The 16,123-nt window shown below is 59.5% G+C and carries 17 protein-coding genes; 7 read left to right on the top strand and 10 right to left on the bottom strand.

Annotated features, from left to right (window positions below; genetic code table 11):
* Positions 1-330 precede the first annotated feature (330 nt).
* From OKB87_RS14415 to OKB87_RS14400, 4 genes are all read right to left on the bottom strand, one after another.
* On the bottom strand, positions 331-579 hold the full coding sequence (locus OKB87_RS14415; RefSeq protein ID WP_270827813.1) for a hypothetical protein: 249 nt from the start codon (positions 577-579) through the stop codon (positions 331-333).
* Positions 580-676: 97 nt separating this feature from the next.
* A complete protein-coding gene (locus tag OKB87_RS14410) occupies positions 677-1,276 on the bottom strand; it encodes a hypothetical protein (protein ID WP_270827811.1) in 600 nt (199 codons plus the stop codon).
* Position 1,277: 1 nt separating this feature from the next.
* Positions 1,278-2,168, bottom strand: coding sequence for a DUF4747 family protein (locus OKB87_RS14405; protein WP_270827809.1), 891 nt, complete (start codon positions 2,166-2,168; stop codon positions 1,278-1,280).
* Between the two features lie 355 nt (positions 2,169-2,523).
* Positions 2,524-2,886, bottom strand: a complete 363-nt coding sequence (locus OKB87_RS14400; RefSeq protein ID WP_139724827.1) for a DUF2061 domain-containing protein — start codon at positions 2,884-2,886, stop codon at positions 2,524-2,526.
* 186 nt (positions 2,887-3,072) lie between these two features.
* Here OKB87_RS14400 and OKB87_RS14395 point away from each other — a divergent pair, with 186 nt between their 5' ends.
* A complete protein-coding gene (locus OKB87_RS14395) occupies positions 3,073-3,279 on the top strand; it encodes a hypothetical protein (protein ID WP_016351920.1) in 207 nt (68 codons plus the stop codon).
* A gap of 97 nt (positions 3,280-3,376) precedes the next feature.
* On the opposite strand, the gene OKB87_RS14390 is transcribed toward OKB87_RS14395, so the two are convergent.
* Entirely contained in the window at positions 3,377-3,976 is a 600-nt protein-coding gene (locus OKB87_RS14390; protein ID WP_270827808.1) for an FMN-dependent NADH-azoreductase, read from the bottom strand.
* Between the two features lie 109 nt (positions 3,977-4,085).
* Here OKB87_RS14390 and OKB87_RS14385 point away from each other — a divergent pair, with 109 nt between their 5' ends.
* Positions 4,086-5,015, top strand: a complete 930-nt coding sequence (locus OKB87_RS14385) for a LysR family transcriptional regulator (RefSeq protein WP_270827807.1) — start codon at positions 4,086-4,088, stop codon at positions 5,013-5,015.
* Between the two features lie 50 nt (positions 5,016-5,065).
* Here the strand turns inward: OKB87_RS14385 and OKB87_RS14380 are convergent, their stop codons facing one another.
* Genes OKB87_RS14380 through OKB87_RS14370 form a run of 3 tightly spaced genes read right to left on the bottom strand, consistent with a single transcriptional unit; the run spans position 5,066 to position 8,278 of the window.
* On the bottom strand, positions 5,066-5,920 hold the full coding sequence (locus tag OKB87_RS14380) for a 23S rRNA (adenine(2030)-N(6))-methyltransferase RlmJ (RefSeq protein ID WP_259241672.1): 855 nt from the start codon (positions 5,918-5,920) through the stop codon (positions 5,066-5,068).
* Positions 5,914-6,375: a DUF2390 domain-containing protein gene (locus OKB87_RS14375; protein WP_270827805.1), complete on the bottom strand. Its 462-nt coding sequence runs from the start codon at positions 6,373-6,375 to the stop codon at positions 5,914-5,916. Before OKB87_RS14375 ends, OKB87_RS14380 begins: the two co-directional genes overlap by 7 nt.
* On the bottom strand, positions 6,368-8,278 hold the full coding sequence (locus OKB87_RS14370; protein ID WP_010636233.1) for an ABC transporter ATP-binding protein: 1,911 nt from the start codon (positions 8,276-8,278) through the stop codon (positions 6,368-6,370). Before OKB87_RS14370 ends, OKB87_RS14375 begins: the two co-directional genes overlap by 8 nt.
* Before the next feature lie 156 nt (positions 8,279-8,434).
* Between OKB87_RS14370 and OKB87_RS14365 the strand changes: the two genes are divergently transcribed.
* Positions 8,435-8,848: a CBS domain-containing protein gene (locus OKB87_RS14365; protein ID WP_005304756.1), complete on the top strand. Its 414-nt coding sequence runs from the start codon at positions 8,435-8,437 to the stop codon at positions 8,846-8,848.
* Positions 8,849-8,928: 80 nt separating this feature from the next.
* On the opposite strand, the gene OKB87_RS14360 is transcribed toward OKB87_RS14365, so the two are convergent.
* Positions 8,929-9,384 carry an NfeD family protein gene (locus OKB87_RS14360; RefSeq protein ID WP_010636234.1) on the bottom strand — a complete coding sequence of 152 codons (456 nt, stop codon included), beginning with the start codon at positions 9,382-9,384 and terminating at the stop codon, positions 8,929-8,931.
* Positions 9,381-10,301, bottom strand: coding sequence for an SPFH domain-containing protein (locus OKB87_RS14355; protein ID WP_011707311.1), 921 nt, complete (start codon positions 10,299-10,301; stop codon positions 9,381-9,383). Before OKB87_RS14355 ends, OKB87_RS14360 begins: the two co-directional genes overlap by 4 nt.
* 197 nt (positions 10,302-10,498) lie before the next feature.
* Between OKB87_RS14355 and cysG the strand changes: the two genes are divergently transcribed.
* The 4 genes from cysG to OKB87_RS14335 all read left to right on the top strand — a co-directional run bounded on the left by cysG (position 10,499) and on the right by OKB87_RS14335 (position 16,109).
* Positions 10,499-11,911, top strand: a complete 1,413-nt coding sequence (gene cysG / locus OKB87_RS14350; protein ID WP_270827804.1) for a siroheme synthase CysG — start codon at positions 10,499-10,501, stop codon at positions 11,909-11,911.
* Positions 11,912-12,019: 108 nt separating this feature from the next.
* Positions 12,020-12,928, top strand: coding sequence for a sulfate adenylyltransferase subunit CysD (gene cysD, locus OKB87_RS14345; protein ID WP_039214485.1), 909 nt, complete (start codon positions 12,020-12,022; stop codon positions 12,926-12,928).
* Between the two features lie 24 nt (positions 12,929-12,952).
* Positions 12,953-14,380, top strand: a complete 1,428-nt coding sequence (cysN, locus tag OKB87_RS14340; protein ID WP_270827803.1) for a sulfate adenylyltransferase subunit CysN — start codon at positions 12,953-12,955, stop codon at positions 14,378-14,380.
* Between the two features lie 4 nt (positions 14,381-14,384).
* Positions 14,385-16,109 carry an SLC13 family permease gene (locus OKB87_RS14335; RefSeq protein ID WP_270827802.1) on the top strand — a complete coding sequence of 575 codons (1,725 nt, stop codon included), beginning with the start codon at positions 14,385-14,387 and terminating at the stop codon, positions 16,107-16,109.
* The last annotated feature ends 14 nt before the right edge of the window (positions 16,110-16,123 follow it).

Raw genomic sequence — 16,123 nt, 5'->3', positions numbered from 1 at the left:
GTGCTACTTCAGGTTGGCCGATATCAACCCCGCAGGGGGAACTTCCGATCATTATTATTCAGTGGTGGGGTTATTCGCGATTGTCCGAATACCCAGCGCTATTTAAATCTATGGCTGCCTTTCGTTCGAATGTCTTGCAGAAATTATCATAAAGCTTTTCCCGCATAGCTCTAACTGGATTGACATCATCTAGTTTGTAATGATGTAAGAAACGATCAACACGTTTCTCAAGTGATTTTAAATAAAATTCTTGCTTAGCTACTTTTTCTGATGTTTCCTCCCAATATTTCTTTTGATTAAGCCAGATTTCTGGAGTTACCTCATTTTTATTTAAGTAAAATTTTTGTTCATCTCCGAACCCAGAACTCGAAAAGGAAGTATATCAGCGCAATCTAGCCAGGATTTATCTATAGAGTATTCTGCGACTATTTTCCTAGCTCTTTTTGTAAAAACAACCTTGTTAATCACCCACCATAAAATGCTGTCTCTCACTACCATCAATAATGGAGAGACAACATATGTAAGTACACCTAAGGCTATGATTTTCAATAAAGATGACCATGCTAATTCAATTTCCATAATTCTCCGTGCTTTATAACTTTGTATACAAAATGATCTTTATATGTGGGGCTGTGTTACAGTCAACAAAAATTTTTGTTGGTTATCACCAAACCTATTATTTCCTTCTTTCTTCTTGCTGGTTTTGCTTCATGTGGTAAACCTCTAGCCAACCCGCAATTCTAAATATTGCCATTGTGGCTGCGAGTGCAGATAAGATTGCGTAGATAAATAAGAGGTAGCCAACAAAAGATGCAACTATGTGCGCTATGTTAGAAAAATCATAAAGCCATGGCGCAATATTTAAAGCATAGTGTTGCCAATCTAATGGGCTGTTATAAAGAGGTTTTGATTTTACAATTAATGCAAACAGCAAAGATATAACTTGCAATATAATGAAGTGAACAAAAGTAGCGTTCACTTTTATGAACGGTGAATCTGAACCATCTTTTGACTTACCTGAAATTGTATATCTAAATTTTTCATCACCCAATGCGAGCCAAATTGCATAACCACCTAAAGAAAAACCAATTACATTTGGTAGCACTGATATTGGAGTATCAACCCAGTTTGGATTAATCCAAGAGCCATATGAAATAATCGTTATTAGTAAAGACAGGTGAAAGTAAGGTGATAAAGTAACGGCTTTCAAGCCTCCATAAGCCACCCAGTATCTCTTAAATAATTTTAAAGCCCCTTTGTATTGTGAGGTACGCATATCAAACCCTTATTCTAGTCATGGCCTTGATTCGATTAATAATTCTCTCGGCTACTATATGTAAAAATGAAATTTGTGTATGTTCATTAGGTGAATATCGTTCCGTGTGACTAAAAGGGTGTTCATGGGTAGATTTCTCAATTCTTTTCCCTTCGGCATCTCTACCAATTGCTTTAACTTCACCGTTCAATTGAGCCACATTACTTAAATTAATTGTTCTGTTATCTGGTATGATGGATTGGTTTTTTTGAGATTTATAAACTATTTTTTCTTCAGCAATATTTTGGTTGTTAAGTCTCTCTAATACTTCATCTTCTAAATCATCTAACCCATCAGTATTTGGCCTGCGGATAACTAACAAAAGCTCAGTTATTGTATTTATGCGAAATATTGCGTCTAATTGGTCTGTATCTGGTATTAATGTCAGTTCGATTTCATTGAACTCACTAATGATCGAATCAGCATTGAAAAGGCCTCTAAAAAACTTTTCAATATTTTTGGGTGCTATAGAGCCAAATTTATCCTTATGCTCAATGACTAAATAGTGATTCCTTGGGTAAAAAACGAACCTAAAACTAGAAAAGTTAGGTCTTAGTTCCTCAGGGATTTGAATTCGTCTGGTTTCATCTTCTTCTGCTGGTTTTAGCGTTGATATATTGAACCAACGACCGATTTCAATTTTGGTATATTTTGTTAATTCACCTTCTATTCCATCTACAGGGTTTTCACTGATCGGCTTTATTTCGGTCAATATTGCATATGATTCACCTCTGAGATTAATAGGGATTTTTAGATCGAAGACCCTATTCATTAAGTTAACATATGTTTCAGCCGAATGGGGATGAGTTCTGATATTTAATGCTGTGTAGGATACTGAGTTGAGTCTAGTCATTTTGAAAATTCCAATACTAATTGATGTCACATTAGGGTGTGAGCGTAACAGCCTGAAGAACGGATGAAATCTTGTTAGGGCGGCGACCTGAGTCGTCTTCATGCGCGTTGGCTACCGCCCCTGAATTTCAGCCTCCAGTCTGCTGCTTGGTAACCAACGGGGATGGCGGAGAGGGCCCATGGATGACTCCGACGAGGCTTGGATTGCCATTCGGGTATGGTAGCGAGAGAGAGGCGCAGGGGAAGGGCGAGGTGATAAATGTTGGGGCGGGATCAACAAATTGGTCAGTACGGCAAGGGGGTCCCCTTGCCGGGGGAGAGAAGCTTGTTCAGGGGGAAGGGCCGCAGCCCCTCCCTCAGGCCAGTGCCAGCGACTGGCGGGCGCGCCACAGCCGCTCGTGGAAGAAGAAAACGACGGTGTTGATGGCAGGCTCGATCATCGCCATCACGCCGCCGGTGAGCAGCTCGCCGCTCAGCAGGTAGGCGACGCCGAAGGCCACCGAGAAGTGCACCAGGGCGAAGCTGCTGGTCTTGGCCTGCAGGCTATGGTGGGGCTTGAGCTTGTGCCAGCTGAGATCATGGAAGTAGAAGGCGACCGTGTTGACGGCGGGCTCTATCAGGGCGATCAGGCTGGCGGTGAGCAGTTCACCGGTCAGCAGGTAAGCCACGGTAAAGGCCACGGTGAAGTGCAAAACGGCAAAGCTGATGGTCTTTTTCATGATGGCGGCTCCCTCTGGTGATGAGCAGAGTATCCCCCGAAACCCCATTAAATGAAAGCTATTCTCATCTAATGGTTGGATAGGGACGACCTATCAAGTGAGAACGCCCTCACCGGATTGGGAGTTGCCTGGGGCCACAGCGGCGCTAGAGTGAGCCTTTGCCATGAAAAAGGAGCTTTCATGCATATGAATATCAACGCCACCCTGATGGGGCAGTTCATCCTGTTGCTGATGATCATCGTCGGCGTCGTGGCCTGGCGACTGGCCCGCCGCAAGAGCGAGCATCCGGTGCTGATCACAGTGCTGTGCATGCTGCTCAGTCTGGCCCCGCCTTTCGCCCTGCTGGCGCTGCTCATTCTGGCGCTCTGGCGGGATCTCCCGGGCAAAACGTGAGGTCGGCAGGCATGGAAAAAGCCCCGTGACGGGGCTTTTTTATTTGCTCGTCTCCCGCACAGTTGCCGGTTGTGGCGGCAAGAGGCGGGCGAGGGGCTCACCGGCTGAGGGCGGCGATCCGCTCATGGGCCTGGTGCATGCCCTGCTCCATCCCGTGGGGGAGCAGGTCCATTCCCTCTGCGTAGACGAACTCCACCTGCGCGATGCCCATCAGGCCGAGCACGGACTCGAGGTAGGGGGTGACCGCATCCGTTGTCTGGCCTTGATGCACGCCGCCGCGGCTGCTGAACACCAGGGCTTTTACCCCCTCCACCAGCCCCATGGGGTAGCGGTCGGTGTAGCGAAAGGTGACCCTGGCTCGCGCCACCAGATCGAACCAGTTCTTGAGCGGGGTCGGCACGTTGAGGTTGTACATGGGGGCGCCGATCAGCAGCAGGTCGGCGGCCTTGAGCTCGGCAATCAGTTGATCCGACAGCGCCACCGCCTGGCGGATGGCCTCGCTGGCCGGCTCGGCCCCCCGCAGGGCGTGAAACAGTGCGCTGTCCAGTGACGGCAGGGCGAGGGCAGGCAGGTCGCGCACCACCACCTGGTCCTGGTGGCCCTGCTCCCGGCGCGCTTGCAGAAAGCGTTCCATCAACTGGTTGGTGCGGGACGCGGGGCCGTTGAGGCTGGATTGCAGCAGCAGGATCTGACTCATGAGGTGAACTCCATCTAACAAAGTGTGGGGATGGAGGGAGCTTATCAGTCATTTTTTTCCGCAGTGCTGATACTATTTCGCCATATTGGTTCCACAAGGTATGCAATCGATGGCAAACAGTCTCAATGGCCTCGATCTGTTCGCCAGCGTGGTGGAGGCGGGCAGTTTCGCCCAGGCCGCCGAGCGGCTCCACCTCACTCGCTCGGCGGTGGGTAAGGGGATTGCCCGGCTCGAGCAGCGTCTCGGCGTCCAGCTGTTTCACCGCACCACCCGCAGCCAGAGCCTGACCGAGGAGGGGGCGCTGTTCCATCGTCACTGCCTGCGGGCGCTGGAGGAGGTGCGCCTCGGCGAGGCGGCGCTGGCCAGCAACAAGCTCACTCTCAACGGCAGCCTCAAGGTCTCCATGCCGGTACTATTCGGTCAGCTGTGCGTGGCGCCCCTGCTGCTGGAACTGGCGCAGGCTCATCCCGGGCTGGCGCTGTCGCTGTCGTTCAGCGATCGCAAGGTGGATCTGGTGGAGGAGGGGCTCGATCTGGTGATCCGCAACGGGGAGCCGCCAGACAGCCTGGATCTGGCGGCGCGCCGGCTCGGCGAGCATGGCATGACGCTCTGCGCTGCCCCCAGCTATCTGGCCGAGCGGGGCGAACCGATGACGCTGGCGGCTCTGGCCGAGCACGAGAGCATCGCCTATCTACGACAGGGGCGGGTGCTGGCGTGGCAGTGGCAGCTGGATGGCCAGTGGCAATCGGTGCGGCCGACGGGGCGCCTGCAGCTGGACGATCTGCACGCCATCACCCAGGCGGCCATCGCGGGCTTTGGTCTTGCCTGGTTGCCGAGCTGGCTGGCGCGCCCGCACCTTGAGCGGGGCGAGCTGCACGAAGTGCTGGGTTCGCTCAAGGGTCGGAGCTACCCCATCAATGCCCTCTGGCCCCACAGCCCGCACCTGCCGCTCAAGACCAGAATGGCCATCGACTGGTTGGCGAGCCGGCTGCCGGAGCGGCTTGCCAGCGTGGCGGGGGCGGGCAGCCATGACCAATAAAAAGGGCCTGCAGTGGCAGGCCCTTGGCGGTGTGCGAGTGATGCAAGGCGTTACGCTTCAACCTTGTTGAGCCACTCGACCTTGTACTGGGCGCCGGCGCCCTGCGCCAGCTTGGCACAGAGGGGTTTGAGGAAGGCTTCAATCTGCTCGTCCAGCAGCCAGGGGGGGCTCACTATCAGCATGCCTGAGCCGTTCATGCCCCAGTCGGCAGTCTGACCGGCCACTTCCAGCTCGGCCACCAGGACGTTACCGAAGTTCTCGCGCTTGATGGCGCGCAGCATATCGCGAGACTTGTCCGCCTCTTCCCCCAGAATGGGATACCAGAGGGCATAGATGCCGGTAGCCCAGCGTTTTTGCGCTTTTTTAAGGGTATCGACCACCGCGAAGTAATCTTCCTTCAGCTCATAGGGCGGGTCGATCAGTACCAGGCCGCGGCGTGGCGTGGGCGGCAGCAGGGCCACCAGCCCCTCGAAGCCGTCACGGTGGTGGACGGCGACGCGGGGGTCGTAACCCATGTTGGCGCGCAGATCGTCCACCTCGTTGTTGTGCAGTTCCATCAGCGCCAGCTTGTCCTGCTCGCGGGCGAGGCGGCGCGACAGCTCCGGCGAGCCGGGGTAGTAGTGCAGCTGGCCATCGCTGTTCATCTCCTCGATGACGCCGAGATAGGGCGCCATGGCGGACCACTGGGCCCGCTCGTCCCACAGCCGGCCAATGCCGTCAGCATATTCCGCCTTCTTCTGCGACCAGTCGCCGCGCAGGTCGTAGAGACCGCCGCCGGCATGGGTGTCCAGCACGATGAAGGGTTTCTCCTTCTTCTTGAGGGACTCGATGATCAGGGCCTGAACGGCGTGTTTCAGCACGTCGGCGTGGTTGCCGGCGTGAAAGGCGTGGCGATAACTCAGCATATTAGGTCTCTGAGGGGGCCCTGCTGGGCCCCCAGTAACAATAGATAGTTCAACAGGTTGCGGCTGTTGCCGCGAAACAGGGTGAGGCTGCGCAGGGTCTGCAGCAGCACCCCTTGTTGCAGCCGCTCCAGCTCCAGCTCGTGGGCCAGCATGGCCTGATACTCCTGCTCGCCGAGCCGCGCCTTGGCGCTCGAACGCAGGGTGCGCCAGGGGCCGAGCACCGCCTCGGTCTGCACCAGCGCTGGTTGCAGGTCGGTCAGATCGACCGGGATCCCGAACTGATCCAGCCGGTGCAGCAACAGCGCCAGATTGACGTTGCCCCCCTGCGCCTGCACGCTGAGCCAGTCCTGGCTGCGCGCACCGTAAACCTCGCCGCTCCAGTGCCAGAAGTCGAGCGGGCCCGGCAGTTCGTGGGCGTCGATCCGCTCGCTCGTCATCAGCTGTTCGTCACGCAAGGAAGGCTTGCTCCATGGTTTCCAGCTCCTCAGAGAGGCTCATCCACTCCAGCTCCACCCCTTCCAGCTCCTCCTTGATGGGGCCCTGGGACTTGAGCAGCTCGGAGAGCTTCTGCTTGGCGCTCTCTTCATAGATGGCGGGGTCGGCCAGCTGCTCTTCCACCGCGGCCAGCTTGGCCTGCAGCTTCTCCATGCTGGTTTCGAGCTTCTCCAGCTTCTGGCGCAGCGGTCGGGTCTGTTGCCGGAACTCCGCCTCGCGCCGCTTCTGATCCTTGCGCGCCACTGCCGAGTTGGCGGAGACGACGCCGTCGTCCTGTTTGGCGTTGGCCTCTTTCTCCTGCTCGCCGAGCCACTTGTGGTAGTCGTCCAGATCGCCGTCGAAGGCCTCGACCCGGCCACCGTGCACCAGATAGAAGTCATCTGTGGTGGTACGCAGCAGGTGACGGTCGTGGGAGACCACCACCATGGCGCCCTCGAACCCTTGCAGCGCCATGGTCAGGGCGTGGCGCATCTCCAGATCCAGGTGGTTGGTTGGTTCATCCAGCAGCAGCAGGTTGGGCTTTTGCCAGGTGATGAGGGCCAGCACCAGTCGCGCCTTCTCGCCACCGGAGAAGGGGGCCACCTTGTCGAGCGCCTTGTCACCATGAAAGCCGAAGCTGCCCAGGTAGTTGCGCAGCTCCTGCTCGGTCTTGTCCGGTGCGAGGCGCACCAGGTGATCGAGGGGGGAGTCATCCAGGCGCAGGGTCTCCAGCTGATGCTGGGCGAAGTAGCCGATGCTGACCCCGGCGCTCACTTCCAGCTTGCCGGAGAGCGGCGGGTTGGAGCCCGCCAGCATCTTGATGAAGGTGGATTTGCCGGCGCCGTTGCGACCGAGCAGGCCGATGCGTGAACCCGGTACCAGGTTGAGTTTGATCTTCTCCAGGATCACCTTGTCGCCGTAACCGGCGCTGAGGTTTTCCATGGCAATCAGCGGGGTCGGCAGGGCCGACGGCTCGCGAAACTCGAAGCTGAATTCGGAGTCGGCGTGGGCGGGCAGGATCTTCTCCATCCGCTCCATGGCCTTCAATCGGCTCTGGGCTTGGCGCGCCTTGGAGGCCTTGTAGCGGAAGCGATCCACATAGGATTGCATGTGGGCCATCTCCCGCTGCTGCTTCTCGTACATGGACTGCTGCTGGGCCAGGTGTTCGGCGCGCTGCAGTTCGAAGTCGGAGTAGCCGCCGCTGTATTCGTTGAGCTTGCCGTTCTCGATATGGATGATGCGAGTCACCACAGAGTCGAGGAAGTCGCGGTCGTGAGAGATGAGCACCAGCGTGCCCTGATAGCCCTTGAGCCACTTCTCCAGCCAGATGACGGCGTCGAGATCCAGGTGGTTGGTCGGTTCATCGAGCAGCAGCAGATCGGAGCGGCAGAGCAGCGCCTGGGCGAGGTTGAGGCGCATGCGCCAGCCACCAGAGAAGCTGCGCACCGGCGAGCCGAGCTGCTCGTCGCCAAAGCCGAGGCCGTGCAACAGCTCGGCGGCGCGAGCGCGGATGCTGTAGGCACCTATGGTGTCGAGCTTGCCGTGCAGCTCGGCCACCAGCAGACCGTTGTCATCCTGCTCGGCCTGGGCCAGCTCGGCCTCCAGCGCGCGGAACTCCTTGTCGCCGTCGATCACGTAGTCGAGGGCGGAGCACTCCAGCGCCGGGGTCTCCTGTGCCACCCCGGCAATCTGCCAGCCGGCGGGCAGGCTGAAGCTGCCGCTGTCGATGGCCAGCTCGCCCCGTACCAGTGCAAAAAAGGTGGACTTGCCACAGCCGTTCTTGCCCACCAGACCCACCTTGTGGCCGGGGTGAATGGTGGCGGATGCGTTGTCCAGCAGCTTGCGGCCGCCGCGGATCAGTTCGATTTGACTGGCAACTATCATGGATTGGTCTGCTTGGCTCAAATGAAGGAGAAAAACTGGCGCGGATCTTACGTGAAATGGCGCCGGTTTGCACTTTAGGTACGGGCCTGCTACTGGCTGGCACCACAAAAACATGTCATAACAGAACTATCAAACAGTATGACGGTGGAGGCTAGCATGCTGCATATCAGGGACATCATGACGACCCGGGTCGCCACCGTATCCATGGACGACAGGTTGAGCGTCATCAAGGAGATCTTCGAGCAGGCCCACTTTCGCCATCTGCTGGTGCTGGAAGAAGAGGAACTGGTAGGAGTCATCTCCGATCGCGACCTGTTTCGCGCCATCAGCCCCTATCTCGACTCCGAGGCCGAGATGAGCCGCGACACTGAGACCCTCAACCGCCGCGCCCACCAGATCATGAGCCGCCACCCCATCACCATCGCTCCCCAGCTCACGGTGCGGGAAGGGGTCAAGCTGATGCTGGAGAAGAACGTCTCCTGCCTGCCGGTGCTGGAAAACGGCGCTCTGGTCGGCATCATCAGCTGGAAGGATCTGCTGCGCGCCGCCCTCGACAGCGACGCTTTCTAGCCCGCTGGCACGGCTTGCAAGAGAATGAAAAAGGGCTCCGCGGAGCCCTTTGTTGTTGGTCACAGGCGCCAGCCCTCGTGTCAGGGTAGCGGCTCCACCAGCAGGATATGGGAGTCATGCCCCGTCACCCGCACCTTGCTGCCGGCGAGCAGTGGCTGGCTGCAGCGCACCGTCCAGGCGGTGTCGTCCAGGTGTACCCGGCTCATCCCCTGAGTCACGTCATCCAGCAGCACCAGCTCGCGCCCCAGATACCCCTGCATCCGCTCGTTGATGGGGGCGGCGGCATCTTGATCGGAGCGATCCCGGCGGTGCTGCCAGCGCCACCAGGCCCAGGTGGTGAGCAGGGATTGCAGGGCGAACAGCAGCAGCTGGGCCTGCCAGCCGAAGGGCCAGACCAGCAGCAGCAGGCCCACCTCCAGCGCGGCGATGCCGGTCCAGAGCAGAAAGCCCACCGAGCCCAGCACTTCGATGGCCAGCAGCACGAAGCCGAGCCCCAGCCAGTGCCAGTGGGTCAGCCCCTCGAACAGGGCTGTCATGACTTGCCGCCCTTGCCATCCTTGAACAGCTCGGCCATGCCGGCCACGGCGCCGATCAGGCTGCCCGCCTCCAGCGGCATCATCACCACCTTGCTGTTGGGGCCTTCACCGATGCGGGCCAGCGCCTCTGTGTATTTCTGGGCCACGAAGTAGTTGATGGCCTGCAGATCCCCTTCGGCGATGGCTTTTGACACCATGTGGGTCGCCTTGGCTTCCGCCTCGGCGGCCCGCTCCCGCGCCTCGGCGGCGAGGAAGGCGGCTTGACGCTCACCCTCGGCCTTGAGGATCTGGGACTGCTTCTCACCTTCCGCTTTCAGGATCTTGGACTGGCGCACCCCTTCGGCCTCCAGCACCTCGGCCCGTTTCTGGCGCTCGGCCTTCATCTGGGCGTTCATCGCCTCGACCAGGGCCAGCGGCGGACGTACATCCTTGATCTCGATCCGGGTCACCTTGATGCCCCAGGGGGCGGTGGCGGCATCCATGGTGCGCAGCAGCTTCTCGTTGATGGTATCGCGCTGGGAGAGCATCTCGTCCAGCTCCATGGCGCCGAGCACGGTCCGCATGTTGGTCATGGTGAGATTGCGGATGGCGCTGGTGAGATCGTTGACTTCATAGCCGGCTTTGCGGGCGTCCACCACCTGCACGAAGCTGATGGCATCGATGGTGACGTTGGCGTTGTCGCGGGAGATCACCTCCTGCGCCGGGATGTCCAGCACCTGCTCCATCATGATGATCTTGTGGCCGACCCTGTCCACATAGGGGATCAGCAGGTTGAGGCCCGGCACCAGGGTGCGGGTGTAGCGGCCGAAGCGCTCCACGGTCCAGTTGTAGCCCTGCGGCACTATCTTGATGCCGGCGCTCAGGGTCGCGAGCACCAGAAACACGAAGATCCCCAGCACAATCAATGACTCATTCATTATTAAGCTCCTTATGAAACACTTTCACTAGCCTATGGCCTTGCGCCTGGCACCACAAGCGCCTTGCTTCGCCTTTGTCATCATACGGCTTTGTTAATTACTAAAACGCATTAAAAAGCATTTTTTATTATTTTGAGGGATAAGCAGCCCTGCCTATAGTCGCCCCATATTAGTCGTGTTCCGAGGGATGGGCCGAAATGGATTATTTGCCGATGTTTGCCAAATTGGACGGTCGCCCGGTGCTGCTGGTGGGAGGGGGCGAAGTGGCCCTGCGCAAGGCGCGCCTGCTGCTGGCGGCCGGTGCCAGGCTGACCCTGGTCTCCCCCAAACTGGAACCCGACTTTCACCAATTTGCCGGTCGCTTCACCCATCTGGCGGAGCGCTTCACCCCGGCCCACTTGGCCGGCCAGATCCTGGTGGTGGCTGCGACCGACGATCTCGAGGTGAACGCCCTGGTCTATCAGCGCGCCAACCAGCTCGGTCTGTTCGTCAACGTGGTGGACGACCCCAAGCGTTCCAGCTTCATCTTCCCTTCCATCATCGATCGCAGCCCCATCATGGTGGCGGTGTCCAGCGGCGGCAAGGCGCCGGTGCTGGTGCGCCTGCTGCGCGAGCGTCTGGAGAGCCTGCTGCCGCGCCATCTCGGCGCTCTGGCCGAGCTCTCCGGCCGGGTCCGTGACCAGGCCAAGCGGGTGCTCTCATCCATTTCCGATCGCCGTCGCTTCTGGGAGCGTGCCTTTGCCTCCAACACCCTGGCCGGTCTGATTGAGAAAGAAGATTGGCAGGGGGCCGAGCAGTGGCTGAACCAGGGGCTTGACCAGGCGAAAAGCGAAGTGGGGGAAGTGGTGCTGGTGGGGGCGGGCCCCGGCGATCCGGGCCTGTTGACCCTCAAGGCGCTGCAACAAATTCAGCAGGCCGAAGTGGTGCTCTATGACCAGTTGGTCTCGCCCGAGATCCTGGACCTGGTGCGCCGCGACGCCACTCTGGTGTCGGTCGGCAAGAAGGCCGGCGCCCACAGCGTGCCGCAGGAGGAGACCAATCGCCTGCTGGTTACGTTCGCCAAAGCGGGCAACCGGGTGGTGCGGCTCAAGGGGGGCGATCCCTTCATGTTCGGCCGTGGCGGCGAAGAGCTGGAAGTGCTGGCCGACGAAGGCATCCCCTTCTCGGTGGTGCCCGGCATCACGGCCGCCGCCGGTGCCACTGCCTATGCCGGCATTCCGCTCACTCACCGCGACCATGCCCAGAGCGCCGTCTTTATCACTGGCCACTGTCAGATCGATGGCAAGGAGCCCGACTGGCAGCAGCTCGCCGCTACCAGCCAGACCCTGGTCATCTACATGGGGCTGATGCGCTCCGAGCATATCCGCCAGCAGCTGGTGAGCCATGGCCGCAGCAGAGCTACTCCCATCGCCATCATCGAGCGCGGCACCACCGCCCGCCAGCGGGTACTGACCGGCACCTTGGCGGATCTGGCCGAACTGGCCCAGCAGGCCGTGAGCCCGTCACTTATCGTCATCGGCGAAGTGGTGGCCCTGCGCGAGCGGCTCGCCTGGTTTGGCGAGGGGCAACAGCAGGGCACCAGCGACCTCAAGCTGGTGAGCCTGGCCTGAGCGCCGGCGGCGACAGCCATCGATTTGACGGTGCGGCCATGGCGGCACCGACCTGAACCAACACCGCGCCCTGACCAGGCGCGTCAGCAATGAACCGAGGACCCAGACATGGACCGTGAAAGACTGACCCACTTGCAGCAGCTGGAAGCCGAGAGCATCCACATCATCCGCGAGGTGGCTGCCGAATTTGAAAACCCGGTGATGATGTACTCCATCGGCAAGGACTCCTCCGTCATGCTGCACCTGGCCCGCAAGGCCTTCTATCCGGGCAAGATCCCGTTCCCCTTGCTGCACGTCGACACCGACTGGAAGTTCAAGGAGATGATCAAGTTTCGCGATGAGACCGCCAAAAAGTACGGGCTGGATCTGATCGTCCACAAGAACCCGGACGGCCTCGCCATGGGCATCAACCCCTTCGTGCACGGCAGCGGCAAGCACACCGACATCATGAAGACCGAGGGGCTCAAGCAGGCGCTCAACAAATACGGCTTCGACGCCGCCTTCGGTGGTGCCCGCCGCGACGAGGAGAAGTCCCGTGCCAAGGAGCGGGTCTACTCCTTCCGCGACAAGTCTCACCGCTGGGATCCGAAAAACCAGCGCCCGGAGCTGTGGCGCGTCTACAACAGCCAGGTCAACAAGGGGGAGAGTATCCGGGTGTTCCCGCTCTCCAACTGGACCGAGCTCGACATCTGGCAATACATCTACCTCGAGAACATCGACATAGTGCCGCTCTACTTTGCGGCCCATCGCCCGGTGGTGGAGCGCAACGGCATCAAGATCATGGTGGATGACGAGCGCATGCCCATCGGCCCTGAAGATGAGGTGAAGCAAGAGCTGGTGCGCTTCCGTACCCTCGGCTGCTACCCGCTGACCGGTGCCATCGAATCCGCTGCCACCACCCTGCCGGAGATCATCGAAGAGATGCTGCTCACCACCTCGAGCGAGCGGCAGGGGCGGCTCATCGACCACGATCAGGCCGGCTCAATGGAGCAGAAGAAGCGTCAGGGCTATTTCTAAAAAAATGTTCTAAGGAATCGCAACATGAACAACCACATTCAGACCGCCATCAGCGAACAGGGCATTGAAGCCTACCTGCACGCCCAGCAACACAAGAGCCTGCTGCGCTTTCTCACCTGCGGCAGCGTGGACGATGGCAAGAGCACCCTCATCGGCCGCCTGCTGCACGACTCCCAGCAGATCTATGAAGATCAGCTCAAAGCGCTGGAGTCCGACAGCCAGAAACTCGGCACCACTGGCGAGAAGCTGGATCTGGCGCTGCTGGTAGACGGTCTGCAGGCGGAGCGCGAGCAGGGCATCACCATCGACGTGGCCTACCGCTATTTCTCCACCGCCAAGCGCAAATTTATCATCTCGGACACCCCGGGCCACGAGCAGTACACCCGCAACATGGCCACCGGCGCCTCCACCTGCGATCTGGCCATCATCCTGATCGACGCCCGCAAGGGGGTGCTGGATCAGACTCGTCGCCACAGCTTTATCGCCAGCCTCCTTGGCATCAAGCAGTTCGTGGTGGCGGTCAACAAGATGGATCTGGTGGAGTTCAGCCAGGAGGTGTTCGAGCGCATCAGTGCCGAATATCGCGAATTCGCCAAGAAGCTCAGCGTCGACACCATCCACATAGTGCCGGTCTCGGCGCTGGACGGTGACAACGTGGTCAACCCGAGCGATAAGCTGGCTTGGTACGAAGGCGAAACCCTGCTCTCCCTGCTGGAGTCCGCCGAAGTGGAGCGCGAGCTGGAGCGTCACCCAGTACGCCTGCCGGTGCAATACGTGAACCGCCCCAACCTCGATTTTCGCGGCTTCGCGGGGACCTTGGCCTCCGGCATCCTGCGGGTCGGCGACAAGCTGGCGGTGCTGCCGTCGGGCAAGGAGAGCACGGTCACCCGCATCGTCACCTTCGACGGCGATCTCGACTACGCCCTGCCGGGTCAGGCCATCACGGTCACCTTCGCCGATGAAATCGACATCAGCCGTGGCGACCTGCTGGTGGATGCCGCCAGAAAGCCGCTGGTGACCCAGAACCTGCTGGCCCACATCGTCTGGATGGGGGAAGAGTCCCTGCAACCGGGCCGGGTCTACGACGTCAAGCTGGCCACCAAGAAGAGCCGTGGCCAGGTGGAGGCCATCCGCCACCGCATCGAGATCAACAAGCTCGATGAGCTGGATGCGAGCGAACTCAAGCTCAACGAGATCGGCCTGTGCGAGCTGAGCCTGACCGACCCGGTGGCGTTCGACCCCTACCAGGAGATCCGCGACACCGGCAGCTTCATCCTCATCGACCGGCTGACCAACGTCACCGTCGGCGCCGGCATGATAGTGGAGGGCTTGGCCGCGAAAGTGGCAACCGGGCACTACAGCGAGTTCGAAGTGGAGCTCAATGCCCTGGTGCGCAAGCACTTCCCCCACTGGCAGGCGCTGACCATCAGCAACGACGCAAGCAAGGAATAAGCCCATGACCTGGCAACAATCCCTGGTGCTGGGTCTGCTGGCTGCCCTCGTCGTCCTGCTGATCCAGGGCAAACTCCGGCCGGCGCTGCTCTTCTCGGGCGCCGTGCTCATCACCTATCTGAGCGGCCTGGCGGACATCAACGCCGTGGTGGCGGGCTACACCAACAGTGCCCTGCTGACCCTGGTGCTGTTGCTGCTGGTCTCCTTGGCGGTGGAAAAGACCCGGGTCATGAGCTGGTTTGCCAATCTGGTGGGCACCGGCTCCTTCAACAAGGTGCTGGTGAAGGTGTGGTTCTCCACCGCCTTCCTGTCGGCCTTCGTCAACAACACCGCCGTGGTGGCCTCCATGCTGGGAGCGGTCAAACGCAACCCCAACCATGCGCCGTCCCGGCTGTTGCTGCCCATGTGCTTCGCGGCGACCTTTGGCGGCGTGCTGACCCTGATCGGCACCTCCACCAACCTCATCGTCAACAGCTTTCTCATCAAGATGGGGGCCAAGCCGCTCGGCATGTTCGATTTCTTTATGGTGGGGGCGGGGACCCTGCTGACCGGCCTGGTGGCCGTGCTGCTGTTTGCCCGCCACCTGCCGGAGCAGGACACCGAGATGAGCCGCGAGTCCGGTTACTTTCTCGAGGCCAAGGTGGGCCCCGGCTCGCCCATGGCCGGGCGCAGCGTCAAGGAGAACGGCCTGCGCAGCCTGAAAAGCCTCTATCTGGCCGAGATCATTCGCGGCAACCAGGTGATCTGCCCGGTGCAGCCGGAACACGAGCTGCACGAGGGGGACATGCTGCTGTTTTGTGGCGACGTGGAGAGCGTCGGCGTGCTGCAGGAGCTCAAGGGGCTGGATCTCTACGGCCAGCACCGGCTCAACGGCCAGCACCTGGTGGAGGTGATCGTCAGCCACAGCTCGCGGCTGGTGGGCCAGACCATCAAGGATGCGGAGTTTCGCACCCACTTCGATGCGGTAGTGCTGGCGGTGCGCCGGGGCGAGACCCAGCTCACCGGCGGCCTCGGCCAGATTGAACTGCACGCAGGGGACACCTTGCTGCTGGCCCCCGGCCCCAAGTTTGCCGGCAACAAGTCCCTCTCCCGCGAGTTCGTGGTGGTGAGCGGGCTGGAAGCCTCCACCCGGCTCGATGCCACGCGCAGCGCCGCCGTGGTGGGCGGTTTTCTCGGGGTGTTGGCGCTGTCGGTGTTCGATCTGGTGCCGCTGTTCAAGGGGCTGCTGGTGATGCTGGTGGTGCTGCTGTTCTCGCGCATCCTGACCCTGGACGAGATCCGCCGCCGCTTTCCGCTGGATATCTGGCTGGTGGTGGGCGGGGCGCTCGCCATCGCCGATCAGCTGGAAAAAAGCGGGCTGGCGCGGGTCATCGCCGACTGGCTGATGGGGGAGTTCAACGGTGCCAGCCCCTTGATCGCCTTTATCGGCATCTACCTGTTCACTCTGGTACTGACCGAGCTGATGAGCAACAACGCCGCGGCGGCCCTGGCCTTTCCCATGGGTTATCAGCTGGCGCTCAGCATGGATGTCTCCACCATGCCGTTCATTCTGGCGGTGCTGTTCGGGGCGAGCTCCAGCTTTATCCTGCCCTACGGCTACCAGACCAACCTGATGGTCTATGCGGCGGGCAACTACAAGATGCCGGATTACCTTAAATTAGCCCTGCCGGTCTCCCTGGCCTACAGCCTCGGGGTGATCGTCATGGTGCCCCTGCTGTTTCCGTTTTAAGGCGCCGCAACTGG

This window comes from Aeromonas sp. Y318-1, from assembly GCF_027706125.1.
Taxonomy (GTDB): Bacteria; Pseudomonadota; Gammaproteobacteria; order Enterobacterales; family Aeromonadaceae; genus Aeromonas; species Aeromonas hydrophila.
This window is presented reverse-complemented; position numbering and strand designations above follow the sequence as displayed.